Genomic DNA, 20,210 nt, shown 5'->3' with positions numbered 1-20,210 from the left:
AAGCTAAAAGATGGCTAAAGATACTCGCACACGCAAGAAGGTCACTCGTACCGTCTCTGAAGGTGTTGCACACATTCACGCTTCTTTTAATAACACCATTGTGACTATTACCGATCGTCAAGGTAATGCACTGGCTTGGGCCACTTCAGGTGGACAAGGCTTCCGTGGATCACGTAAATCAACTCCGTTTGCTGCTCAGGTAGCTGCTGAAGTTGCTGGTAAAGCAGCTTTGGATTACGGTTTGAAAAACTTGGATGTCCTTGTAAAAGGTCCTGGTCCTGGTCGTGAGTCTGCGGTTCGTGCTTTAGGTGCAGTGGGTTATAAAATTAACAGCATTACCGATGTGACGCCAATCCCGCACAACGGTTGTCGTCCACCTAAAAAACGTCGTGTGTAAGGAGAATCATTCATGGCTCGTTATATTGGTCCAAAATGCAAACTCTCTCGCCGCGAAGGGACAGACCTGCAATTAAAATCTGGCGTTAAACCATTTGACGTTAAGACAAAAAAACATGCTAAAGCACCTGGCCAACATGGCGGGGCTCGTGGCAGCAAACAATCTGAGTACTCACTACAATTACGTGAAAAACAAAAAGTACGTCGTATGTACGGTGTGTTAGAACGTCAATTTAGTAACTACTATAAAGAAGCTGCTCGTGTTAAAGGCGCAACAGGTGAAAACTTGTTGAAACTGCTTGAAAGCCGCCTTGATAACGTAGTTTATCGCATGGGTTTTGGTTCTACACGTGCAGAAGCTCGTCAGCTTGTATCTCACCGTAGCATTACTTTGAATGGTCGTCGTGTTAACATCGCGTCTATCCAAGTTAAAGCTGGCGATGTAATCGCAGTTCACGAAGGTGCTAAACAACAATTGCGTATTAAAGGCGCAATTGAATTGGCTGCTCAACGTGGTATTCCTTCTTGGATGGAAGTTGACCATTCAAAACTAGAAGGTACGTTTAAAGCTGCACCGGATCGTTCTGATTTACCTGCTGAAATCAACGAAAGCTTGATTGTAGAATTGTATTCTAAATAATCCTTGAGGTAGCAATAATGACGCGTACTGCAAATGAGTTTCTAACTCCGCAAGCGATCAAGGTCGAAGCGGCTAGCGGGACCTCGGCAAAAGTGATTCTGGAACCATTAGAGCGTGGCTTTGGTCATACTCTTGGTAATGCTTTACGTCGTATCCTTCTTTCTTCTTTACCTGGCGCTGCTGTGGTTGAAGTTGAAATAGAAGGGGTTGAGCACGAGTACAGTACCTTGGAAGGCTTGCAGCAGGACATCGTCGAGCTCTTGCTGAACCTAAAAGGATTGTCGATTAAGCTGTTCGATCAAAACGAAGCATATTTGACATTAGAAAAACAAGGTCCAGGCGATGTAACAGCCGCTGATCTTCGTTTACCTCATAATGTTGAAGTGGTAAACCCTGAGCATTTGATCGGCACTTTAAGTGCTTCAGGCAATTTAAAAATGCGCCTGAAAGTTTCTCAAGGTCGTGGTTATGAAACTTCTGACTCACGTTTCCCAGAAGGCGAGACTCGCCCTGTGGGTCGCTTACAGTTAGATGCTTCTTATAGCCCAATCAAACGTGTGTCTTATACAGTAGAAAATGCTCGTGTAGAACAACGTACTGACCTTGATAAACTGATCATTGATCTTGAAACAAACGGTACAGTTGATCCTGAAGAAGCAATCCGTAAAGCGGCAACAATCTTGCAACAACAAATTGCAATTTTTGTTGATCTTCAGAAAGATCAAGCTCCTGTTGCTCAAGAGCCTCGCGAAGAAGTGGATCCAATCTTGCTTCGTCCAGTAGATGATCTAGAGCTTACTGTTCGTTCTGCTAACTGTTTGAAAGCAGAAAATATTTACTACATCGGTGATTTGGTTCAACGTACTGAAGTGGAGTTGTTAAAAACTCCTAACCTCGGTAAAAAATCGTTAACTGAAATCAAAGATGTTCTGGCTTCTAAAGGCTTACAACTCGGCATGCGTTTAGAGAACTGGCCACCAGCTAGTCTCCGTATGGACGACCGTTTTGCCTATCGTAGCCGTTAATTAAGTAGGACTATCACCATGCGTCATCGTAATAGTGGTGTGAAATTAGGCCGTACAAGCAGTCATCGTAAAGCGATGTTCCAAAACATGGCTAACTCTTTGTTCGAGCACGAGTTGATTAAAACAACTGTGCCTAAAGCTAAAGAGTTACGTCGTGTAGCTGAGCCTTTAATCACTTTAGCTAAAAACGATACTGTTGCAAACCGTCGTTTGGCGTTTGCTCGTACTCGTTCAGCAGCAACTGTTGGTAAATTATTTACCGTTCTTGGCCCTCGTTACAAAGAACGTAACGGCGGTTATCTACGTGTTCTTAAAGCGGGCTTCCGTGCAGGTGATGCTGCACCGATGGCTTACGTTGAGCTAGTAGATCGCGAAGTTAACTAATTTCGCAAGAAGAGCTTCAGTTGTTCTAAAAAAGACCGGTGTTTCACCGGTCTTTTTTATGCCTGATGATTTTTAATTCTCTGATAATTTAAACTTTTGTCCTGAACTGACATATTTTTTATGACTTTCATACAAACTTGACATTGAGTATTGTCAATTTTATGGTTTAATAAAATAAAGCTTAAACAGGTTATAAAAAGAACATGGAAAAACATATTGATGTGTTGATTGTCGGTGCCGGTATTTCGGGTATTGGTCTGGCTGTTCATCTTTCGAAAAATTGCCCACAACGCCAGTTTGAAATTATTGAACGTCGTGAAAGTTTTGGTGGAACTTGGGATTTATTCAAATATCCGGGAATCCGCTCCGATTCAGATATGTCGACCTTTGGTTTTAATTTTAAGCCGTGGCAAAAAGACAGCGTCTTGGCGGATGGTCCATCCATCAAAAATTATTTATCTGAAGTGATTGACGAGTATCAGCTTAAAAATAAAATCCATTTTCAGCATCGGGTTTTTGCGGCGAATTATGATTCGATCACTAAAAAGTGGGTGGTTGAAATTGAAGATACTGCTCAAAAAAAGCAAACCTGGGTGGCCAATTTTGTTTTAGGTTGTACTGGTTATTATAATTACGATCAGGGATTCCAACCTGAATTTCCAAATCAGTCTGCATTTAAAGGCGAGTTTATTCATCCGCAACATTGGCCTGAGCAGCTAGATTATTCTGGTAAAAAGGTCGTAATTATTGGTAGTGGAGCCACAGCGATTACCTTGGTGCCAGCCATGGCGAAAGGTGGTGCAGGGCATGTCACCATGCTGCAACGCTCCCCAACCTATATCGCCTCTGTGCCGTCAATTGATCTGGTCTATGACAAAATGCGTAAGATCTTACCAGAAGATCTGGCCTATAAATTAACGCGCGCGCGTAATATTGGCATGCAACGTGGTATTTATGCCCTGGCGCAGAAACAGCCGAAACTGCTCAAGAAGCTTTTGCTGAATGCGGTGAAATTCCAGCTCAAGGATAAAGTTGACATGAAGCATTTTACTCCAAACTATGAGCCTTGGGATCAGCGTCTGTGTGTGGTACCGGATGGTGACCTGTTTAAGATTCTGCGTGAAGGCCGTGCTTCAGTTGAAACGGATCAAATTGAAAAATTTACTGAAACGGGTATTCAGTTAAAGTCCGGTAAACATTTGGATGCGGATATTGTCGTTTCTGCAACCGGATTGAATATTCAGATTTTAGGCGGTATTCAGGCCACGATTGATGGCAAGCTGATGAATACCTCTCAACATATGCTGTATCAGGGCATCATGGTCAGTGATGTGCCAAATATGGCCATGATTATTGGCTATATCAATGCTTCCTGGACACTGAAAGTGGATATTGCGGCGGATTATATTTGCCGTCTGATCAACTATATGGATAAAAATGGCTATGATGAAGTGATTCCACAAGGTGACGCGACCGAGTTAATGCAAGATACCGTGATGGGCAGTCTGAGTTCAGGTTATATTGCCCGTGCTGCTGATGTGATGCCGAAACAGGGCAAGCATGCACCTTGGAGTGTCTCCAATAATTATCTGGCTGACCGTAAACAATTAAAGCATGCACGCTTTGATGATGGTGTGCTTAAATTTCATAAACGTGAGCAACAAGATAAGAAAAGTGCAACACCACGTTTAGTCTCATAATTGAATTTCATTATTTTTTGAAGAGAGAGCAGTAATGCTCCCTCTTTTATACCTATTGAATTATGGGTTCAAGTTGTCAGCTTTTATTCTGCTGCAAGCTGCTACAGATAGAGTACCAAGCATTGAACCGGTATAGAAATAAATGTTGATTATAGCGAACGTGAAATCAGTTCTTTCATGATTTCATTGGTACCAGCATAAATGCGATTGGCACGGTTATCAATATAGGCACGTGCAATCGGGTATTCCATCATGTAACCATAACCGCCATGCAGCTGTAGGCATTCATCCACGACTTTAGAAAACATTTCGGAAATTTTGTATTTCGCTGCTGCCGCTGCATCAATACCCAATTTTTCTTCAAGCTGTAATTCCATACAACGGTCTAAATAAGCACGACAGAAATCAATTTCAGTGCGTAATTCTGCCAGTTTAAAGCGGGTATTTTGAAAAGCACTGATCGGCTTGCCGAAAGCTTGTCGCTGTTTGGTATATTGCACGGTATGCGCGAATGCTGCTTCGGCTCCCGCCTGACAAATGATCGCGACCAGCATGCGTTCCCAAGCCAGTTCTTTCATCAGCATCATAAAACCCATGCCTTCCATACCGAGTAAGTTTTCTTTAGGCACACGGACATTGTCAAAGAACAACTCGCAGGTATCTTGTCCTTTCATACCAATTTTATTTAAAGGTTTGCTTTTACTGAAACCGGCACGGTCAGCTTCGACCATAATTAAAGACAGATTAGCTGAACCTTTATCACTGCTGCCCGTTTTGCAGACCACAATCGCCATGTCACACAGGTAGCCATTGGTGATAAAAATTTTGGAACCATTGATGACATAATCACTGCCATCCAAAACAGCAGAGGTACGTACTGCTTGTAAGTCAGATCCTGTTCCCGGTTCGGTCATGGCAATGGCAGTAACGACTTCACCTGTAGCCATTTTTGGTAGCCAGTGCTGCTTTTGTTGCTCATTGCTGAAATTGCAGATGTAATTGGCCACAATATCCGAATGTAACGAAAAGCCAGTTGCTGAATCCATGGCATAGGCCTGTTCTTCAATCAGGATCATGCTGTAAAGACGGTCTACCCCCGAGCCTCCGTATTGTTCCGGCATGGTGGCACAAAGTAAGCCCAGTGCACCCGCCTTGTTCCACAAATCCCGGTCGACATGCTGTTGCTGTTCATATCTGGCAGTATTGGGAACCACTTCCTTTTCATAAAATTTGCGTACCGTTTCACGGAAAGCTTCATGTTCGGCATTAAACAAATGACGGGGCAGCATATTGGCTAAAGGTCGAATCGCAGCTGATTGCATTATTATTGTGTCCATCTAGAAATATGTTGTTTGATAAAAATTAAAAGATTGAGGCATAAGCGACAATGAGATGAATGCTCAAATGTACAGATAAAATGATGAATTTGGTCAATTCGGGCAAATGGCTCGAAATAGAGGGGATGGATAGGGTAAACTAGCAAAAAATTTCACACTGTTGGGGAGCTAGCTATGAGCGAAGAAATCAGCTTGGAAGAACGCAAAGTCATTTATCGTGCTCGTCGCGGTTTAAAAGAGATTGATGTTTATTTTGACCCTTATGTAAAAAATTATTATCTACAGGCAGATGCAGCAGAGAAAGAAACTTTTGCTGAGTTGGTCGCGCAAGAGGACCCAGATCTGTTAGATTGGTTTATGGAAGTGTCTGAACCGCCACGTCCGGAAATGAGAGCCTTGATTGCCAAGTTGAAAAATTACGTTCATGGCTAACCGTTGTTTTCAGCTGAAACGCAGCCGTCTGGCCTGCATATTTCAGCTGAGCATTTTTACTCTGTTGATTGTGCTTTTGCAGCAACTCTTGCCCGTATGGCTATGGTTGCTGTGTATTGTGCTAGGTGTAATGACCTATGCCTATGGCTTGAAAGTCCCTCAACTGATCTGTTTGGAACATTTGCATGCACGTGAATGGTCACTGTCGCATTTAAAATCGCAACAGGTTAAACGTGTGTCGGTTAGTCATTTGATTGATCATCAGCTTTATATTGTGGTGTATTTCCAGCATTTTCAGGAGAAGCCACTCTTGATTTGGGTTGATCAATTGCCTTTTAAGCAATGGAAAGCACTGAAAAAACTGGCTAAATTAAGCTAATTGTTAGACAGTTGTATAAAATTTATTTTAATTAAATTATTTATAATCAAATATATAGTTATATTTTTTGTTCTTTGTAAGACAGTTTGATGAGAAAAATCACAAATGTTGCAATTGTCAGACAATTTTTCCAGTGAATTATTTCAGCTAAATGTAAATTAAAACCACCAACAGCAACTGAGGAAATCATCATGGTGATTCCAACTTGGATGTTTCTGGTGATAGCAATTGTTTTGGCGATTGTTATTGGGCGACTAGGAACAGTGCTGAAGGATCGATTTGCACAACCTGAAAGCCGTTAGGCTTTGACCCCTTGATAAGTAGCATGTGCCGAACCGTCGCAATGCTACTTTTTTTTGCCCAAAATTTTTAACTTGATGGAATACAGTCAATTTTCCGTACATCATTTCGTGGCACAGTAGCAAACCAAATTAGAGTGAATACTCTTTTATTCAAATTTTGCATCTGCTATGTTTAGGTGCTATGGACATAAACACAATTATAGAGGACAGGAAAATGTCGCAAGTCCAAAAAATATGCCAAGGTATGGCAGCCATCATCGTTACAAGTTCTTTATTATCAGGTTGTTCTCAAGTGGTTAAATCAGGGGCAAACATTGCCCTAGGTTTTAGTGAGAAACATATTGTACCGCCTATCTTGGCCATGGATGATGCTGATATGGCATGCAATTCAGGCAATGCCTTAACGCCTGCTATTATGTCCACCAAAGATATGGGGGCAGACCCAACCCGTATTGCGGTTCTTTTATATGCTTCATCAGGAGTTTGTGCTGAAAATCAGGCCTTGGAAGCAGAATTGCATTATTTACGCGCTTCTAAAGCGGGGCAAGTTTCAGAAGCACAAGATGCCCGTATCCAGCAAAAACGCTGGGCTGCCATTGCCGCACAGCGTCAGTATGCAGGCTACCAGCTATTAGAAAAGCGTTGGGCGACAAAATATAACAAGGCCCTAGGTGATGGGTGCCCAAAAATGAAAAGTGACCTCGATCAAACGGTATATTTAATGGGAATGATCAGTGGCTTACAGGCCATGACCAATGACATTAATTCTGGCGGTGCCGTCAATGTACCGAAAGATATTGCGGCAGTGGTGGAACGCGGCATGGTGTGCCTAGATAATTCCAAATTCTGGGGTGCGCCAGAAGCTGCACGTGCAGTCATTTGGACCTTGTTGCCGGGTGCGGGAGATGGTAAGCCCGACCCTTATCAGACTTTAAAACAGTCGGTGCAACTGGGTGAACAAAAAGGTGTACGCTTGTCACATGCCCTGTATGCGGTCGCAGCTCAAGCCAGTGGCGATGATGCCAAGATTCGTGATGCACTGAAAGCATTTGCCACAGCCCGCTCTGAAGAAAAACCGGTTAATCCGCAGTTCAGACTGGTAGACAGTATGGCGCAAAATATGGTGCAGGGGATTTCAGACCGTTACTGGACTGAACATACCGGCATCCGCTCCAGTGATGATGGGATGCAACGTTTCTGGGATGATCAGGATAATTCTGCAGAACTGGATGATTTATTTACTGAAAATGAGAGTGCTGCATCCTCTTAAGTTGAATGGGATGAAAAAAATATAAGAAAAATATGGGTTGGGATGATGTTTTATTTTTAATCCATTATTTCTAAACTGGGGGGCATGCCAATGAAAAACCCGTTTCTGATGCAAAAGATTATTTTTATTGCATTTGTAATGTCTTTTTCGGCATGCCTTCAAGTTTTTGCAGACTCGTTTATTTATTGGCAAGCTGATTTATTTAAAGAATTCTGGCGTTTATGGACTGCCCATTGGGTACATGTGGGATGGATTCATTATCTGCTCAATATGCTGGCTTTTGCCTGTTTACCTTTCATCTTTCCACGCGTCAAAATCTGGCATTTCGTTGCTTTACTTTTATTACTTCCGCCATTTATCAGTCTGTGTTTTTATTATTTTTTTCCGGATATAGAAGCTTATGCCGGCCTGTCTGGAGTCTTGCACGGGGCGTATGTCACCGTTGCCTGTGTGCATCTGTTGTATAGAAAAGAGCGCAATTTTGCTGCCTTGGTGTTGTGCCTGATTCTGGGAAAATTGCTTTGGGAAAATACGGTAGGCAGTGTCGGTACAGCGGAACTGATTGGCAGTCCAGTCTTGGTTGAAGCACATTTGTTAGGTGTTATTGGAGGAGTCGTCATCGCTTTGGCTTATGTTTTATGGGAATATTTTGTTGAATAGTGGCAAGATTGACATTTAAAACAGAAAAGAAAATACATATTGTCATTTTCATTGATATCGAGTTAATGCAAATTTGTTGATAAGAATAAATAGATTGAATAGAGAAAGGATGTTTTCTATTCAGAAAAGGAAAGTGGCATTGCTGAAGTTGTAGCAATGATTAAAAGAAAAAATAGGAATGCACATGCAAAATGATGAAAACAGCAGATCAGGATTAGGTCTGTTACGTTATATATGGACAGAGTGGATCTCGACTTTTGTCATTCTATTACTACTTTTACTCACACTCATCATCGGTACTGGTGAGATGATTCATGGTCAGCTATTACGTGTAGGTGAACGTTTGTATGGCAATGAAGATATTGGCATGCAATATTCTTTTTTACGTGCAGAACCCACCAAGCCAAGCTGTGACTTACATCCGGATATTGATGCGCAAGTACAAAAACAAATGAAAGCCAATGCCAATGATGAGTTCGCTGATATTTTCGGGACTACATCGGAAGCAGATGTACGGGCTTCGGTTCTGGCAGGGCAGCAACAGTGCCAGGAAAAGTATCAATTCTATGACAAAGCCATTCAATATATGGATGATCATCCAACGATAAGAACTTACCGTACCCTGGAAACCTCATTCTTTGGTGTTTTTAAATTTGGTACTGAAAACCGTGTCATTATTTTATTGTTGATGGTTGTGGTTGCTGCAATCACCGCTTCAGTCAAGTTTCATCATATTGGCTTACGTGCTCCAACCACCAAGCTGGATTATCGTGTTTATGCCCTGTTTATGGCATTGGGTAATGGTCTGCTGACAGCATCGGTACTCAGCCAATACCATTCCATTATCAACTCAGGCGTGACTTCCACGTATGAAACACTGACGGTTTACTGGTTGTGGATTTTCCTATTTATTAGCTTAACCCTGATCAGTCTGTTACAACTCTTTAAACCACCTATGGCTAAACAGGAAGCTAAGGGTAATCTGGGACTGGCTTTACTGAGTGTACCTTTATATGCCTACATGGCATTAGTGACCGGGATTGTTTTTACCTTTGTCATGGATTATCCAATGGGGCAAGGGATTTACCTCGGAATTCTGGTGGAATTCTCTGGCATTTTCTTAAACCTGGCACTGTTTATCTGGGTGGGTATGCTATTGACCCAAACTCGGGTGATGGATTTATTCCTCGGTATTTTACGTCCGTGGAATTTGGCCCCTGAAACCCTGACCTGGCTGATTTTGATTGCCGCTGCGATTCCAACGGCCTATACCGGTGCTTCCGGGATTTTTGTTGTGGCAGCAGGTGCGATCATTTATAAGGAAGTATGGAATTCGGGTTCACGCCGTCAATATGCCCTGGCTGTTTCCGCCATGTCTGGCTCGCTGGGGGTGGTGATTCGTCCCTGCTTGCTGGTGATTCTGATTTCCATGCTCGATAGCCGACATGTAACTTCAGATGAGCTGTTTGATCATGGTATTTATGTCTTCTGGTTGACCGCTTTGATTTTCCTGGGGGTATCACTTTATCTTGCGGAAACACGTTTCCGTGTGAACTCGCCTAAAGTGGCGGTACCGGGCATGTTAAAAGCCATTGTGCCGGTGATTCCTTATATCGTGATTACTGTTGTTGTCATTTTAATGTATACGATGGGTCTGGATACTCAAATGGATGAATTCACTGCTCCGGTGATTCTGCCGATAATCCTGATTGCTTACATTATGTTTGATAAATGGTGGGGTGACCGTTTTGTGACACCACCAGACCGTCATGCAGCTTTAACCCTGGAACATGAAAAACAGTCGACCTTTATGCGCGAACATACACCGCATGGGGGAGAAAAATCACGCGGCTTTGCCCATTCCATGTGGTTTGCTTCAGCAGAAACCGTTGGACATATTGGTGCACTGATTATCCTGATGGCTTTGTCTGCAAGTGTAGGCGGTCTGATTGAACGTAGTGAAGTGGTTGAATTATTGCCAACGCATCTTGGCAATATCTATATTTCACTGGCCTTTATTGCACTGTTGCTGGCAATTGTCGGTATGACGACAGATCCGTTTGGCGCGGTCATTCTGGTGGCTGCCACCATTGCACCGGTAGCTTATGAAAATGGTATTCATCCCATCCATTTCTGGATGATTGTACTGGTTGCATTTGAATTGGGCTATGTCTCTCCGCCTGTGGCGCTGAATCATCTGCTGACCCGAATGTCGGTAGGTGATGATGAGGTTCGTGCTGCCGATGCGGAAGCAAAGGTCAAATACACCAAGTTTTATTACCGTTATGAACGTTGGTTGCTACCGATTATGGTGCTGTTCCCGTCTTTACTGATTGTGACCTATGCGCCGTATATTTTTAAACTGTTCGGTTGGTATCATTAATTGATCATGCTAAAAAAAGCACCTTCGGGTGCTTTTTTTATGATTGGAAAAACTGGCTGAATGATTAGATTGAACGTTTTTTCACCAAGGGACTACACAGGATAATGGCAGTTAAAATGAGTCCGAAACCCATTAAACTATAATAATCCGGTATTTCTTGCCAGAATATAAAGCCCCAGATTCCGGCAAAAATAATGGCAATATAATTTACCGGGCCAATTTGTCCGGCAGGTGCGAGTTTATAGGCATTGGACATGAAAATCTGGCTGATGTTGGCCAGCAGTCCCGCACCAATCAGAAAACCCAGTTCAGTCCAGCTATAGGGACGCCATAGCCAGAACATCGGAATCATGGAAATGAGGGTGCCGATAAAACAGAAATAAAAAACGATTTTTTCTGGCGATTCGGTACTGGTAAGCGCACGAACCGTCACAAATGCCATGGCAGCCAGGAAGCTTGCCCCTAGTCCAATGATCGACATCTGGTTAAACATGCCGGCATCCGGCTTGGCGACAAAGATCACACCGATTAAACCAATCGCTGCAGCAAGAAACATGGCGTTGGTGATTTTTTCTTTCAGAAATAGCCAGGCAATCAGGGGAATAAAAATCGGGGAAGAATAGGTAAACACCATGGCATTGGACAGCTTTAAATGGGCAATCGCATAAAAGAAGCCATACATGGCGACCAGCCCGATCACGGCACGCCAGCTATGCATCCAGATTTTTTCGGTTTTAAAAAATCCAATTCCTTTACGGTAAATAAACGGCAGAAAAATAAACAAGCCGACAAAGTTGCGAAAAAATACAATAGTGGGATTATCTAGCGTGTGTGAGGCATAGCGAATACAGACGCCCATCAGAGAAAATAAAAAGGCAGAGCAGGTCAGTAAGGCAAGTGCTGTAAACAGGTTCCGATTGCTGGTCGGTAGGGACATGAAAGAAATCAGCTAAAACATGTGCTGATATTTTAGCTGAATATTCAACTATAAAATTATTGTTTTTGAGCCAATTGAGCTTCGAGTAATTTAATCTGTTCTTCTTTCAGGGCAATCAGCTCATCTGCATCGGCGTGTTGGGCTTTTAGCATGGTTTCCTGTTCATTTAACTGGCTTTGAATATCATCCAGTTTAGCCACTTCTTCTTTGGCGAGTGATTCATTTTCTGGAACAGCTTGTTTCAGAATTTTTTCATCCACCAGCTGAATGGTTTTCTGCTCGGCTTGAGCAAGCGGTTCAGCTGGTTTTGCAGGAGCCGTTAAACTAGCTCCTTCATGTTCAGGCAATGTTTCGTTTGAAGTTGCAAAAAACCATTGATAGGCTAAAAAAAGCGCAATGATTGCAACCAATCCCCCCATAATGCCCAATAAAAGTTTTGGGCTATTTCTTTGATCTAATGTCATATTGAACCTGTTTTTATTTAGGCTGACGTGGTTTGAACTGAATGACACCAATCTCATCCGGCAGTTCCGGCATTTGTGGTTCTTCGACATGTGTTGGCCGGTTTTCGCTATAGCCACAGTCAATACATTCAATCCATTCATCGTCGCCAGAAGTTAGCATGACAACCCGATCCAGTGCTTCACATTTTGGACATTTAGCACCTGCAATGAAACGACGTTTGATAGTCATCATCCTAACCTTCCGAACAATCTTAGACAGTTAGTTTAAGCGTTTTTAGAGGGCTTCGTCCAACCTTGATGACGTAATAATGCATCTATTTTTGGCTCGCGTCCGCGGAAATTGATAAACGCGTCAAGTGCTGTATCTTTTCCGCCAACTGCTAGAATAAATTGACGAAATTCTTTTCCGGTCTGCACATTAAAGATTCCTTCTTTTTCGAAACGGTCGAAGGCATCACTGGCCAAAACTTCGGCCCACTTATAAGAGTAATAACCCGCAGCATAGCCTCCGGCAAAAATATGGCTAAAGCTATGCTGGAAACGGTTATAACTGGCTGTCGGTGCGACCGCATATTTTTGGCGAATTTCGTCCAGCGTCGCTTGTACCTGTTCGGCATTTAAAGCAGAACTGTGTTTGTGAATCGACAGGTCAAACAGGGCAAATTCGATTTGACGCAAGGTTTGCATACCAGACTGGAAGAAACGGGCATCCAGCAAGGATTTAAGCAAATCTTCTGGCAAATGCTGCCGGGTTTCGATGTGTTCGCTGAGCAGGTCGAGGCTGTCAGTATCCCAGGTCCAGAACTCCATAAACTGGCTTGGTAGCTCGACTGCATCCCAATCTACGCCGTGTGTACCTGCCACGGCAATATGGTCGACTTCGGTCAATAGATGATGCAGCCCATGGCCAAATTCGTGGAACAGGGTATTCACTTCATCGTGAGTGAGCAGCGCAGGTTGATCGCCTACAGCAGGGGTGAAGTTGCAGACCATGTAGCAAATCGGTTTTTGCAGGCCTTGTCGGGTTTGCATGCGCGAGCGGAAACCACTCATCCAGGCACCACCGCGTTTGCCGCTACGTGCATACAGATCGAAATAAAAACCGCCGACTACCTTGCCTTGATCTTCCAGTTCAAAATAGCGTGCATCTGGATGCCAGACGGGCGCTTCACGTTCCACAATGTTGATGCCGTAAAGACGATTTACAATACTGAACAAGCCTTGCAAAATCTTGGGTGCAGGGAAATACGGTTTCAGTGATTCCTGCGATAAATTGAACTGTTGCTGTTTCAGTTTTTCCGAATAATAACCTGTATCCCACGGCTGTAATTCGAGAATGCCATCCTGAATGGCGATGGTTTTTAATTCGGCAATTTCTTTACTTGCAGGTGTTCGGGCATGTTCAGCCAGGTCGACCAGGAACTTATCTACGGTTTCGACATCCGGCGCCATTTTGCTGGCCAGCGATAACTCGGCATAGTTGTTGAAACCTAATAACTGTGCCATTTCATGACGTAGACTCAGGATTTCTTCCATCACCTGGGTATTGTCAAATTCAGGATGCTCAGATAGGTCGGAAGCACGTGTGGTATAGGCTTTGTATAACTCTTCACGTAAGCCACGGTCATCGGCATAGGTCATGATGGCCAGATAAGCCGGAATGTCCAATGTCGCAACTGACTGATCAAGTTCGCGTTGCTGACCATATTGTTTGAGCAGATCGATGCTGCTTTGTGGTAAACCTTTGAGTTGTTCTTCAGTTAGAGGCTTGAAGTAGATTTGTGTGGCATCGAGGACATGGTTAGAAAAGTCAGATGACAGCTGTGACAAACGTGCAGAAATTTCTGCATAGCGTTTTTTCGCTTCACCTTCTAAAGCCACGCCTGAAAGTTTGAAATCGCGCAGTGCCAGTTTAATGGCACTTTGATGGGCTGCAGGGAGGGTGCTAAATACGGATGAGTCATGTACATGTTGATAGCTTTGATAGAGCACCGTATGTTGACCCAGCTGGGTGTAGTATTCACTTAATGCTGGAAGCAGGGATTGATAAAGTTCACGCGTTTCTGTGTTATTCATCACGGCATTGAGATGTGATAGCACACCCCAAGCTTCGCTCATGTTGTTTTCCAGCGTATCGACCTGTTCCAGAACATTGAGCTGTGCTTGAGCGTTCTCTGGAACTGCAGTTAAATCTTTTAAAAAACTTTGTCCTTGTTGAATTGCTTGTTCAATCTGTTGTTTTAAATCAGCCAGTTGAATCTGGTCAAATTGTGGAACGGGCAAGGTCGCCTTTTCTAAAGTCATTTCTAATACGCCATATCATTTATAAAGTTAATAGTAGATGTAAGGCTTAGAGAAGGTTAAATCAAGGGCTATTATTTTTCAGTCGGTAAATACTTTCTAGATTAGACTCAATAAAAAGCCCTACCGAAGTAGGGCTTTTATCAGAAAATTAGTCTAGCTTAGCTTTCGCATTCGACTTTTTCTTTTTCGGTTTGGATTTTTTCTTCAGCTTGTCTTTGGCTTTTGCATCCGATTTGGCTGAAGATTTTTTATCTGACTTTTTAGCTGGTGCAGCAGATTTGGTTTTAGGCTTTTTCTTGCGAATCGGTTGTTCACCATCTTCACTGACCACGGCTTTCGCACGCGGGCTAAATACTTCTTCTGTTGTTGTCTTGGCCACACGTGGCGCGCGGCTACGAATAGCACGGCCGGCATGGGTTATTTGTTGCAACAGTTCAAAGTCAATTTTGCGATCGTCCAGATTTACCGCAGCCACCTTAATTTTGACTTCATCGCCCAGACTAAAGGTTTGACCACGTGCCTGACCGATTAAGCTTTGGCTTGGCTGGTCATAGACAAAATAGTCATCGCCCAGTTGGCTGACGTGGATCATACCATCAACATAGAGGTCTTTTAATGTTACAAACAGGCCAAATTCAGCCACTGCACTGATCACACCGACAAATTCTTCAGCTAAATGCTGCTTCATATAATGACATTTCAACCAGGTGGTGACGGAACGGGAAGCTTCATCGGCACGGCGTTCGGTTTGAGAGAAATGTTCTCCGGCATCATCCAGAGCGGCACCGGAAAGCAGGAAAGGCTTTTGTTTTAAATGGGCTTTGATGGCACGGTGCAATAACAAGTCCGGGTAACGGCGGATCGGAGAGGTGAAATGGGTATAGGCCTCATACGCCAAACCAAAATGCCCGGCATTATTTGCACCGTAATAGGCTTGCATCATCGAGCGTAACAGCACCGCATGAATGCTTGGAGCATCAATACGGTCTTTGGTGGCTTCAATCACCGCCTGATAATCTTTTTGCGTTGGTTGTTCCGGGAAAGGCAGGCCGAGCAATTTCACATATTCACGCACTTTCTGGATGCGTGAAAATTCAGGTGGCTCATGTACACGGTATAACATCGGAATGTCATTTTCCAGGGCATATTCTGCGGCTGCGACGTTTGCCAATAACATACATTCTTCAATCAGCTTATGCGCTTCGTTACGTGTACGTGGCAGAATTTCATTAATGCCACCTAACTCATCAAAGGTCATGTAGGTTTCGACTGTTTCGAATTCCATGGCATGACGCTCTGCACGTAAACCTTTCAGGATCTGATACAGCTGGAACAAGGTATTCAGCGATTTGCGTACATCACGATCTTCAGGAACTGCTTTGCTGTCGCCATCAAAATACTGTGCCACCTGAGTATAGGTGAGACGCGCTTTGGAATGCATGACTGATGGATAGAATTCAAAACCAGTGACGCGACCGGCACGTGACAGTTTTAGATCACAGACCATACAGAGACGATCGACATGCGGATTCAGCGAGCACAAGCCATTGGAAAGTGCTTCCGGCAACATTGGTAAGACAAAATGCGGGAAATAGACTGAAGTGCCACGTTCTTTGGCTTCGTCATCTAGCGGTTTGTCGTTGCGGACATAATGGCTTACGTCAGCGATGGCTACGACCACACGGTAGCCGCCACCTAGACGTTTTTCGGCATATACGGCATCGTCAAAGTCGCGTGCATCCTCACCATCAATGGTGACCAGAGCCAAATCACGTAAATCGATACGACCTTCACGGTCTTGTGCAGAAGGTTCCTTAAAGTGTTCGGCATCGCGAAGCACTTCTTCCGGGAATTCATAAGGCAAGCCAAATTCTAAAATGGTTTGCGGAATAATGATTTCGGTATCTGCCTTGTCTGCCATAGACTGAACGATATGACCGGTCGCCAGTTCTTCGCGGGTTGGATAGTCATCAATCGCCACACGAACCGAATCACCTACTTTGACCTGGGCATGTTCAATCAGTTCTTTTTCCAGGGTAATCGGCTGATGGGCATTCGGATTGGTCGGCTGAATAAAGTATTCGCCATCGTGAATGGCCACTTTACCAATAATCTGTTTCACCCGATGTTGCACCACTTCGGTAATAAAGCCCCAAGGCTTACCTTTGCGGTCGACCGAGGTTTGACGGACCTTGACCCGGTCGCCATTAAAGACCAGACGCAGCTCGCGTTCAGGCAGTAAAAGGTCTTCATGATCGGCAATCGAGGCACTACCCAGACCTTTGGAATTGATATAGACGGTGGCTTCATGCGTCGGCTGGCTGGCGGCAAGCTGGAACTTATATCCATCTTTCATCAACTGGCCATCGCGAACCATGGCGATCAGGCGATGACTGAGTGCATCAATACTTTTTTGATCTGCAATTTCAAAATGTTCTACTAAATCTGCATGAGATTGTGGTGCTTGTAATTTTTCAATCGTTTCAGAAATCAGAATACGGCTAGGAATAGGATTTTCATAGCGTTCAGCTTCAGCTTTAGCTTCAGGATCGACCCAATTTTTCATAATGTCTTTGGCTTCATGTCAGAAGATAGGATTAGCATAAGTCATGCTGCAACAGACTGCACGTAAATGATTGCAATAATGTGTTTTTCAGTTCAAATTTTGGGGTAAGGCTGAATATTTCACGGTCACCAGCCATAAAACAGATAGAAAAGGGCAGAGCAAAGTCGTAAATTGTTTAAAAAATAGATGATTGATTAAAAATATCAGAATTTTTTCAAATCTGACTTGAAGAAATGAAGTTTAATTTGTATTATGGCGGCTCGTTACGGTGAGGTGGCCGAGTGGCTGAAGGTACTCCCCTGCTAAGGGAGCGTGGGTCTTAAAGCCCACCGAGGGTTCGAATCCCTCTCTCACCGCCACGAATAACTTGAAATGCGCTCATAGCTCAGCTGGATAGAGCACTTGGCTACGAACTAAGGGGTCGGGAGTTCGAATCTCTCTGAGCGCACCAATCAAGTTAAACGTAAATGTAACGAATGCTGAAAGGCAACTCAAGTACGCGCTCATAGCTCAGCTGGATAGAGCACTTGGCTACGAACTAAGGGGTCGGGAGTTCGAATCTCTCTGAGCGCACCAACTTGAACACATCGACAGATGTAAAACTGGAAGAAACCGCACATGTTGCGGTTTTTTTGTGTCTGAAATTTGGTGTAACTTAATCTTGTCAATTTTTCCATGAGTTGGGAAGTTTTTAAAAAGCATCTCATCTTCAATATTTACTTCAGATATCTGAACGAAACCTGGAGTAAAAATGCATCGGTGAAATTTATTATCTTTATCTCAAATCAATCTGTGCAATCATCAAAAAACAAATTTTGTTTAAAAAATAGATGAAAAATCTAATTTTGCCCAATAACTGTTCATTTGATTGCAGATTTGTGAAAAAGCACTTAACAGAATGTTAAAAACGCGTATAATGCACCACATCAAGACGTCGCGCTCATAGCTCAGCTGGATAGAGCACTTGGCTACGAACTAAGGGGTCGGGAGTTCGAATCTCTCTGAGCGCACCAACTTGATCACATCAACAGATGTGAAATTGAAAGAAACCACTTAATTGCGGTTTTTTGCGCCTAGAATAAATTAAATGTATTAAAAAATTATTTCATCTGCTGTTTAATCTTTAATACCATTACGGTATTGCCATCTATTGTTCTAACATGTCGTGATAAGGCACATTTCGCGTTGCTCTCTACTGGCAGCATCAAACAGATTTCCAAGACTGTTAAGATAATCGGAACGCAGCTTAAAATCGAATAGAAGATTGATCACTCCCAATCCGGCTAAAACTTTATATTCTGCATTGCTGCCTGATGTAATTTAGGTGGGCAAAAACAATAAGGAAATGACGGAATCTGGTGTACTATCTAGCACAATTGTTCGAATAATTTGATGATGAATTATGTCAGAGACCAAGCCTGCTGTATCGGTACGTTATTCCTTAAGTCTGGAAGAATCGCAAGACGGTTTTGCCCTGGCGACTTTTGGTAAAAAGCAGATTACCCGTTTTATTACCCCATTGGTCAGTATCGGGATTATTATCTGGGGATTTTATCTCGGCTTTAATGGCGTCGGTCGCTATTATGTTGCGCTCGGTGCTTTCTTTTTAATTTTGCAGCTGATTATGCGTTACTGGTTTTTACCGATGATGTTTAAGCGTCAATTTGTAAAATACCAGTTTGGTAAAAGTGAGCAAGGCATCGAGTTGTTTCAGGATCATGCCGAAATTTATGCCAATGGTCGTAAACAGATTTTTAACTATAGTGAAGTGCAAAACTTTGCTGTGGGCAAGCTGACCTATATGATTGAATTGAAAAATCGTACTGTGGTGATTGTACCGAAACGTGCCTTCGAGCAACCGGCCGATCAAACCGTATTTGAAAACACATTTAAAAAGTAAGCTTGAAATAAAGTAAAAGTGCAATAAAAGGGAAGATCATGAGTACACGTCCATCTAAAATTGTCTGTGTCGGTCGTAGCTATGCAGATCATGCCAAAGAATTAGGCAATGCCATTCCTGATCGTCCGGTTTTATTTATCAAGCCGTCCAGCAGTTTGGTGAGTTTGGAACAAGGCATTAGCTGGAATCCAGCATGGGGCAATTGCCACTATGAATGTGAACTCAGCCTGCGGATTGACCAGACTTTAAAAGCAGAAACCGATCCTGCCAAAGCCTTGCAAGCTGTGGGTGCTGTGACTTTAGGTCTGGATTTAACGCTACGTGATTTACAGGATGACTTGAAAAAGAAAGGTCAGCCTTGGGAACGTGCCAAAGCCTTTGACGGTTCATGTATCTTGGCAGATTGGGTGGACGTGGCTGAAGTCAAGGACTGGAAAGATGTCCATTATACTTTTCAGGTGAATGATGAGCTGCGTCAAAAAGGCGATACGTCTTTGCTGATTTTTGATATTCCAACCTTGCTGGCTGATATCAGTCAGGTGTTTACTTTAGAGCCGGGTGATGTAGTGATGACCGGTACGCCCGCCGGGGTGGCAGCATTGCAATCAGGCGATCAACTGAAAATGACATTGCAGGGTCAAAGCCAGGATTTTGTCTGGAAAACCTTTGTTCAATAAGTGAAAAAGCTGAGTAAAAAGGCTGTTTGATACCACTGCTGTCCCATAGTTGAATCTCAGTGTTAGATTTGTGTGTGGCAAGGATGCCACACATTCCCCATCACGACAGGAAGTCGTGATGGGGAATAAAAACTTTTGCCTACTTTTGGTCTGTCAAAAGTAGGGTTTAGCCTACACAAAGTCACTTCAACTTTTAAAGTAAAGATAAGGCTGTGAAAAATTAAATATAATTATATAGGACTTACGCATTGACGGATTCAAAAAAGTATTAAAATACTTTATAAAGTATCTGTGATCAGACGAATTAAAAATGCTTCTACAGCAACTTGTACTCTACCCATTTATATGGGCTTTCTCATGACAGAACCGAACTCTATTAGCTGCACACAACTTGCCGAGACTTATAACATCTCGCATGATAGTGTAAATCGCTTTCTAGAGCGTGAAGACTACA

18 protein-coding genes, 4 tRNA genes and 1 pseudogene are annotated in these 20,210 nt (G+C 43.2%); 17 read left to right on the top strand and 6 right to left on the bottom strand.

All coding sequences use genetic code 11. The features are described from left to right. Positions 1 to 10 precede the first annotated feature (10 nt). The 5 genes from rpsK (at position 11) to FTU91_RS01220 (ending at position 4,145) form a co-directional block, all read left to right on the top strand. A complete protein-coding gene (gene rpsK, locus FTU91_RS01240; protein WP_001040166.1) occupies positions 11 to 397 on the top strand; it encodes a 30S ribosomal protein S11 in 387 nt (128 codons plus the stop codon). 12 nt (positions 398 to 409) lie between these two features. Beyond that, complete coding sequence (gene rpsD / locus FTU91_RS01235; protein WP_086195760.1) at positions 410 to 1,036, top strand: 30S ribosomal protein S4; 627 nt, start codon at positions 410 to 412, stop codon at positions 1,034 to 1,036. Between the two features lie 17 nt (positions 1,037 to 1,053). Then, positions 1,054 to 2,061, top strand: a complete 1,008-nt coding sequence (rpoA, locus tag FTU91_RS01230; protein WP_004869497.1) for a DNA-directed RNA polymerase subunit alpha — start codon at positions 1,054 to 1,056, stop codon at positions 2,059 to 2,061. Positions 2,062 to 2,079: 18 nt separating this feature from the next. After that, positions 2,080 to 2,445, top strand: a complete 366-nt coding sequence (gene rplQ, locus FTU91_RS01225; RefSeq protein WP_004281488.1) for a 50S ribosomal protein L17 — start codon at positions 2,080 to 2,082, stop codon at positions 2,443 to 2,445. Positions 2,446 to 2,648: 203 nt separating this feature from the next. Then, a complete protein-coding gene (locus FTU91_RS01220; RefSeq protein WP_180080459.1) occupies positions 2,649 to 4,145 on the top strand; it encodes an NAD(P)/FAD-dependent oxidoreductase in 1,497 nt (498 codons plus the stop codon). A 149-nt stretch (positions 4,146 to 4,294) separates the two neighbouring features. Here FTU91_RS01220 and FTU91_RS01215 read toward each other — a convergent pair whose 3' ends face one another. Beyond that, positions 4,295 to 5,467 carry an acyl-CoA dehydrogenase family protein gene (locus FTU91_RS01215; RefSeq protein WP_180080455.1) on the bottom strand — a complete coding sequence of 391 codons (1,173 nt, stop codon included), beginning with the start codon at positions 5,465 to 5,467 and terminating at the stop codon, positions 4,295 to 4,297. Positions 5,468 to 5,656: 189 nt separating this feature from the next. Between FTU91_RS01215 and FTU91_RS01210 the strand changes: the two genes are divergently transcribed. From FTU91_RS01210 to FTU91_RS01190, 5 genes are all read left to right on the top strand, one after another. Next, positions 5,657 to 5,914, top strand: coding sequence for a succinate dehydrogenase assembly factor 2 (locus tag FTU91_RS01210; RefSeq protein WP_218944703.1), 258 nt, complete (start codon positions 5,657 to 5,659; stop codon positions 5,912 to 5,914). Next, a complete protein-coding gene (locus tag FTU91_RS01205; protein ID WP_180080452.1) occupies positions 5,907 to 6,293 on the top strand; it encodes a hypothetical protein in 387 nt (128 codons plus the stop codon). The genes FTU91_RS01210 and FTU91_RS01205 overlap by 8 nt, the downstream gene beginning before the upstream one ends. Positions 6,294 to 6,809: 516 nt before the next feature. Beyond that, positions 6,810 to 7,865 (top strand): hypothetical protein, encoded by a 1,056-nt coding sequence (locus tag FTU91_RS01200; RefSeq protein ID WP_180042098.1) that lies wholly within the window; start codon positions 6,810 to 6,812, stop codon positions 7,863 to 7,865. A 90-nt stretch (positions 7,866 to 7,955) separates the two neighbouring features. Next, positions 7,956 to 8,525: a rhombosortase gene (gene rrtA / locus FTU91_RS01195; protein WP_086195754.1), complete on the top strand. Its 570-nt coding sequence runs from the start codon at positions 7,956 to 7,958 to the stop codon at positions 8,523 to 8,525. Positions 8,526 to 8,709: 184 nt separating this feature from the next. Beyond that, positions 8,710 to 10,908, top strand: coding sequence for a TRAP transporter large permease subunit (locus FTU91_RS01190; RefSeq protein ID WP_180042093.1), 2,199 nt, complete (start codon positions 8,710 to 8,712; stop codon positions 10,906 to 10,908). Positions 10,909 to 10,972: 64 nt separating this feature from the next. On the opposite strand, the gene FTU91_RS01185 is transcribed toward FTU91_RS01190, so the two are convergent. From FTU91_RS01185 to rnr, 5 genes are all read right to left on the bottom strand, one after another. Then, complete coding sequence (locus tag FTU91_RS01185) at positions 10,973 to 11,845, bottom strand: DMT family transporter (RefSeq protein WP_180042091.1); 873 nt, start codon at positions 11,843 to 11,845, stop codon at positions 10,973 to 10,975. A 56-nt stretch (positions 11,846 to 11,901) separates the two neighbouring features. Further along, positions 11,902 to 12,309 (bottom strand): hypothetical protein, encoded by a 408-nt coding sequence (locus FTU91_RS01180; RefSeq protein ID WP_180042089.1) that lies wholly within the window; start codon positions 12,307 to 12,309, stop codon positions 11,902 to 11,904. 13 nt (positions 12,310 to 12,322) lie between these two features. Further along, on the bottom strand, positions 12,323 to 12,532 hold the full coding sequence (locus FTU91_RS01175) for a YheV family putative zinc ribbon protein (protein WP_171263178.1): 210 nt from the start codon (positions 12,530 to 12,532) through the stop codon (positions 12,323 to 12,325). A gap of 41 nt (positions 12,533 to 12,573) precedes the next feature. After that, complete coding sequence (locus tag FTU91_RS01170) at positions 12,574 to 14,613, bottom strand: M3 family metallopeptidase (RefSeq protein ID WP_180042087.1); 2,040 nt, start codon at positions 14,611 to 14,613, stop codon at positions 12,574 to 12,576. A gap of 148 nt (positions 14,614 to 14,761) precedes the next feature. Further along, positions 14,762 to 17,182 carry a ribonuclease R gene (gene rnr / locus FTU91_RS01165; RefSeq protein WP_180042160.1) on the bottom strand — a complete coding sequence of 807 codons (2,421 nt, stop codon included), beginning with the start codon at positions 17,180 to 17,182 and terminating at the stop codon, positions 14,762 to 14,764. A 264-nt stretch (positions 17,183 to 17,446) separates the two neighbouring features. Between rnr and FTU91_RS01160 the strand changes: the two genes are divergently transcribed. From FTU91_RS01160 to FTU91_RS01130, 7 genes and pseudogenes are all read left to right on the top strand, one after another. Then, positions 17,447 to 17,538, top strand: a tRNA-Ser gene (locus FTU91_RS01160). A 15-nt stretch (positions 17,539 to 17,553) separates the two neighbouring features. Next, positions 17,554 to 17,630 (top strand) — tRNA-Arg (locus tag FTU91_RS01155). 48 nt (positions 17,631 to 17,678) lie between these two features. Beyond that, positions 17,679 to 17,755: transfer RNA gene (locus FTU91_RS01150), tRNA-Arg, on the top strand. A 360-nt stretch (positions 17,756 to 18,115) separates the two neighbouring features. Continuing rightward, positions 18,116 to 18,192 (top strand) — tRNA-Arg (locus FTU91_RS01145). 389 nt (positions 18,193 to 18,581) lie between these two features. Continuing rightward, positions 18,582 to 19,079 (top strand): YcxB family protein, encoded by a 498-nt coding sequence (locus tag FTU91_RS01140; protein WP_180080449.1) that lies wholly within the window; start codon positions 18,582 to 18,584, stop codon positions 19,077 to 19,079. A 38-nt stretch (positions 19,080 to 19,117) separates the two neighbouring features. Further along, positions 19,118 to 19,756: a fumarylacetoacetate hydrolase family protein gene (locus FTU91_RS01135; protein WP_180080446.1), complete on the top strand. Its 639-nt coding sequence runs from the start codon at positions 19,118 to 19,120 to the stop codon at positions 19,754 to 19,756. A gap of 291 nt (positions 19,757 to 20,047) precedes the next feature. Beyond that, positions 20,048 to 20,210: pseudogene (locus tag FTU91_RS01130) on the top strand (IS701 family transposase); the annotation flags it as partial.

This window comes from Acinetobacter sp. YH12201, assembly GCF_013418145.1.
Lineage (GTDB): Bacteria > Pseudomonadota > Gammaproteobacteria > Pseudomonadales > Moraxellaceae > Acinetobacter.
Note: the sequence above shows the minus strand (reverse complement) of the source record. Positions and strands in the feature narration are given on the sequence as shown.

What these genes read in the sequence shown, in the direction of transcription:
- FTU91_RS01220 (WP_180080459.1), top strand. Translation starts at nt 2,649, where the DNA reads ATGGAAAAACATATTGATGTGTTGATTGTCGGTGCCGGTATTTCGGGT.
- FTU91_RS01180 (WP_180042089.1), bottom strand. Translation starts at nt 12,309, where the DNA reads ATGACATTAGATCAAAGAAATAGCCCAAAACTTTTATTGGGCATTATG.
- FTU91_RS01140 (WP_180080449.1), top strand. Translation starts at nt 18,582, where the DNA reads ATGTCAGAGACCAAGCCTGCTGTATCGGTACGTTATTCCTTAAGTCTG.
- rplQ (WP_004281488.1), top strand. Translation starts at nt 2,080, where the DNA reads ATGCGTCATCGTAATAGTGGTGTGAAATTAGGCCGTACAAGCAGTCAT.
- rpoA (WP_004869497.1), top strand. Translation starts at nt 1,054, where the DNA reads ATGACGCGTACTGCAAATGAGTTTCTAACTCCGCAAGCGATCAAGGTC.
- FTU91_RS01200 (WP_180042098.1), top strand. Translation starts at nt 6,810, where the DNA reads ATGTCGCAAGTCCAAAAAATATGCCAAGGTATGGCAGCCATCATCGTT.
- rpsK (WP_001040166.1), top strand. Translation starts at nt 11, where the DNA reads ATGGCTAAAGATACTCGCACACGCAAGAAGGTCACTCGTACCGTCTCT.
- FTU91_RS01170 (WP_180042087.1), bottom strand. Translation starts at nt 14,613, where the DNA reads ATGACTTTAGAAAAGGCGACCTTGCCCGTTCCACAATTTGACCAGATT.
- FTU91_RS01190 (WP_180042093.1), top strand. Translation starts at nt 8,710, where the DNA reads ATGCAAAATGATGAAAACAGCAGATCAGGATTAGGTCTGTTACGTTAT.
- FTU91_RS01215 (WP_180080455.1), bottom strand. Translation starts at nt 5,467, where the DNA reads ATGCAATCAGCTGCGATTCGACCTTTAGCCAATATGCTGCCCCGTCAT.
- FTU91_RS01135 (WP_180080446.1), top strand. Translation starts at nt 19,118, where the DNA reads ATGAGTACACGTCCATCTAAAATTGTCTGTGTCGGTCGTAGCTATGCA.
- rpsD (WP_086195760.1), top strand. Translation starts at nt 410, where the DNA reads ATGGCTCGTTATATTGGTCCAAAATGCAAACTCTCTCGCCGCGAAGGG.
- FTU91_RS01185 (WP_180042091.1), bottom strand. Translation starts at nt 11,845, where the DNA reads ATGTCCCTACCGACCAGCAATCGGAACCTGTTTACAGCACTTGCCTTA.
- FTU91_RS01210 (WP_218944703.1), top strand. Translation starts at nt 5,657, where the DNA reads ATGAGCGAAGAAATCAGCTTGGAAGAACGCAAAGTCATTTATCGTGCT.
- rrtA (WP_086195754.1), top strand. Translation starts at nt 7,956, where the DNA reads ATGAAAAACCCGTTTCTGATGCAAAAGATTATTTTTATTGCATTTGTA.
- FTU91_RS01205 (WP_180080452.1), top strand. Translation starts at nt 5,907, where the DNA reads ATGGCTAACCGTTGTTTTCAGCTGAAACGCAGCCGTCTGGCCTGCATA.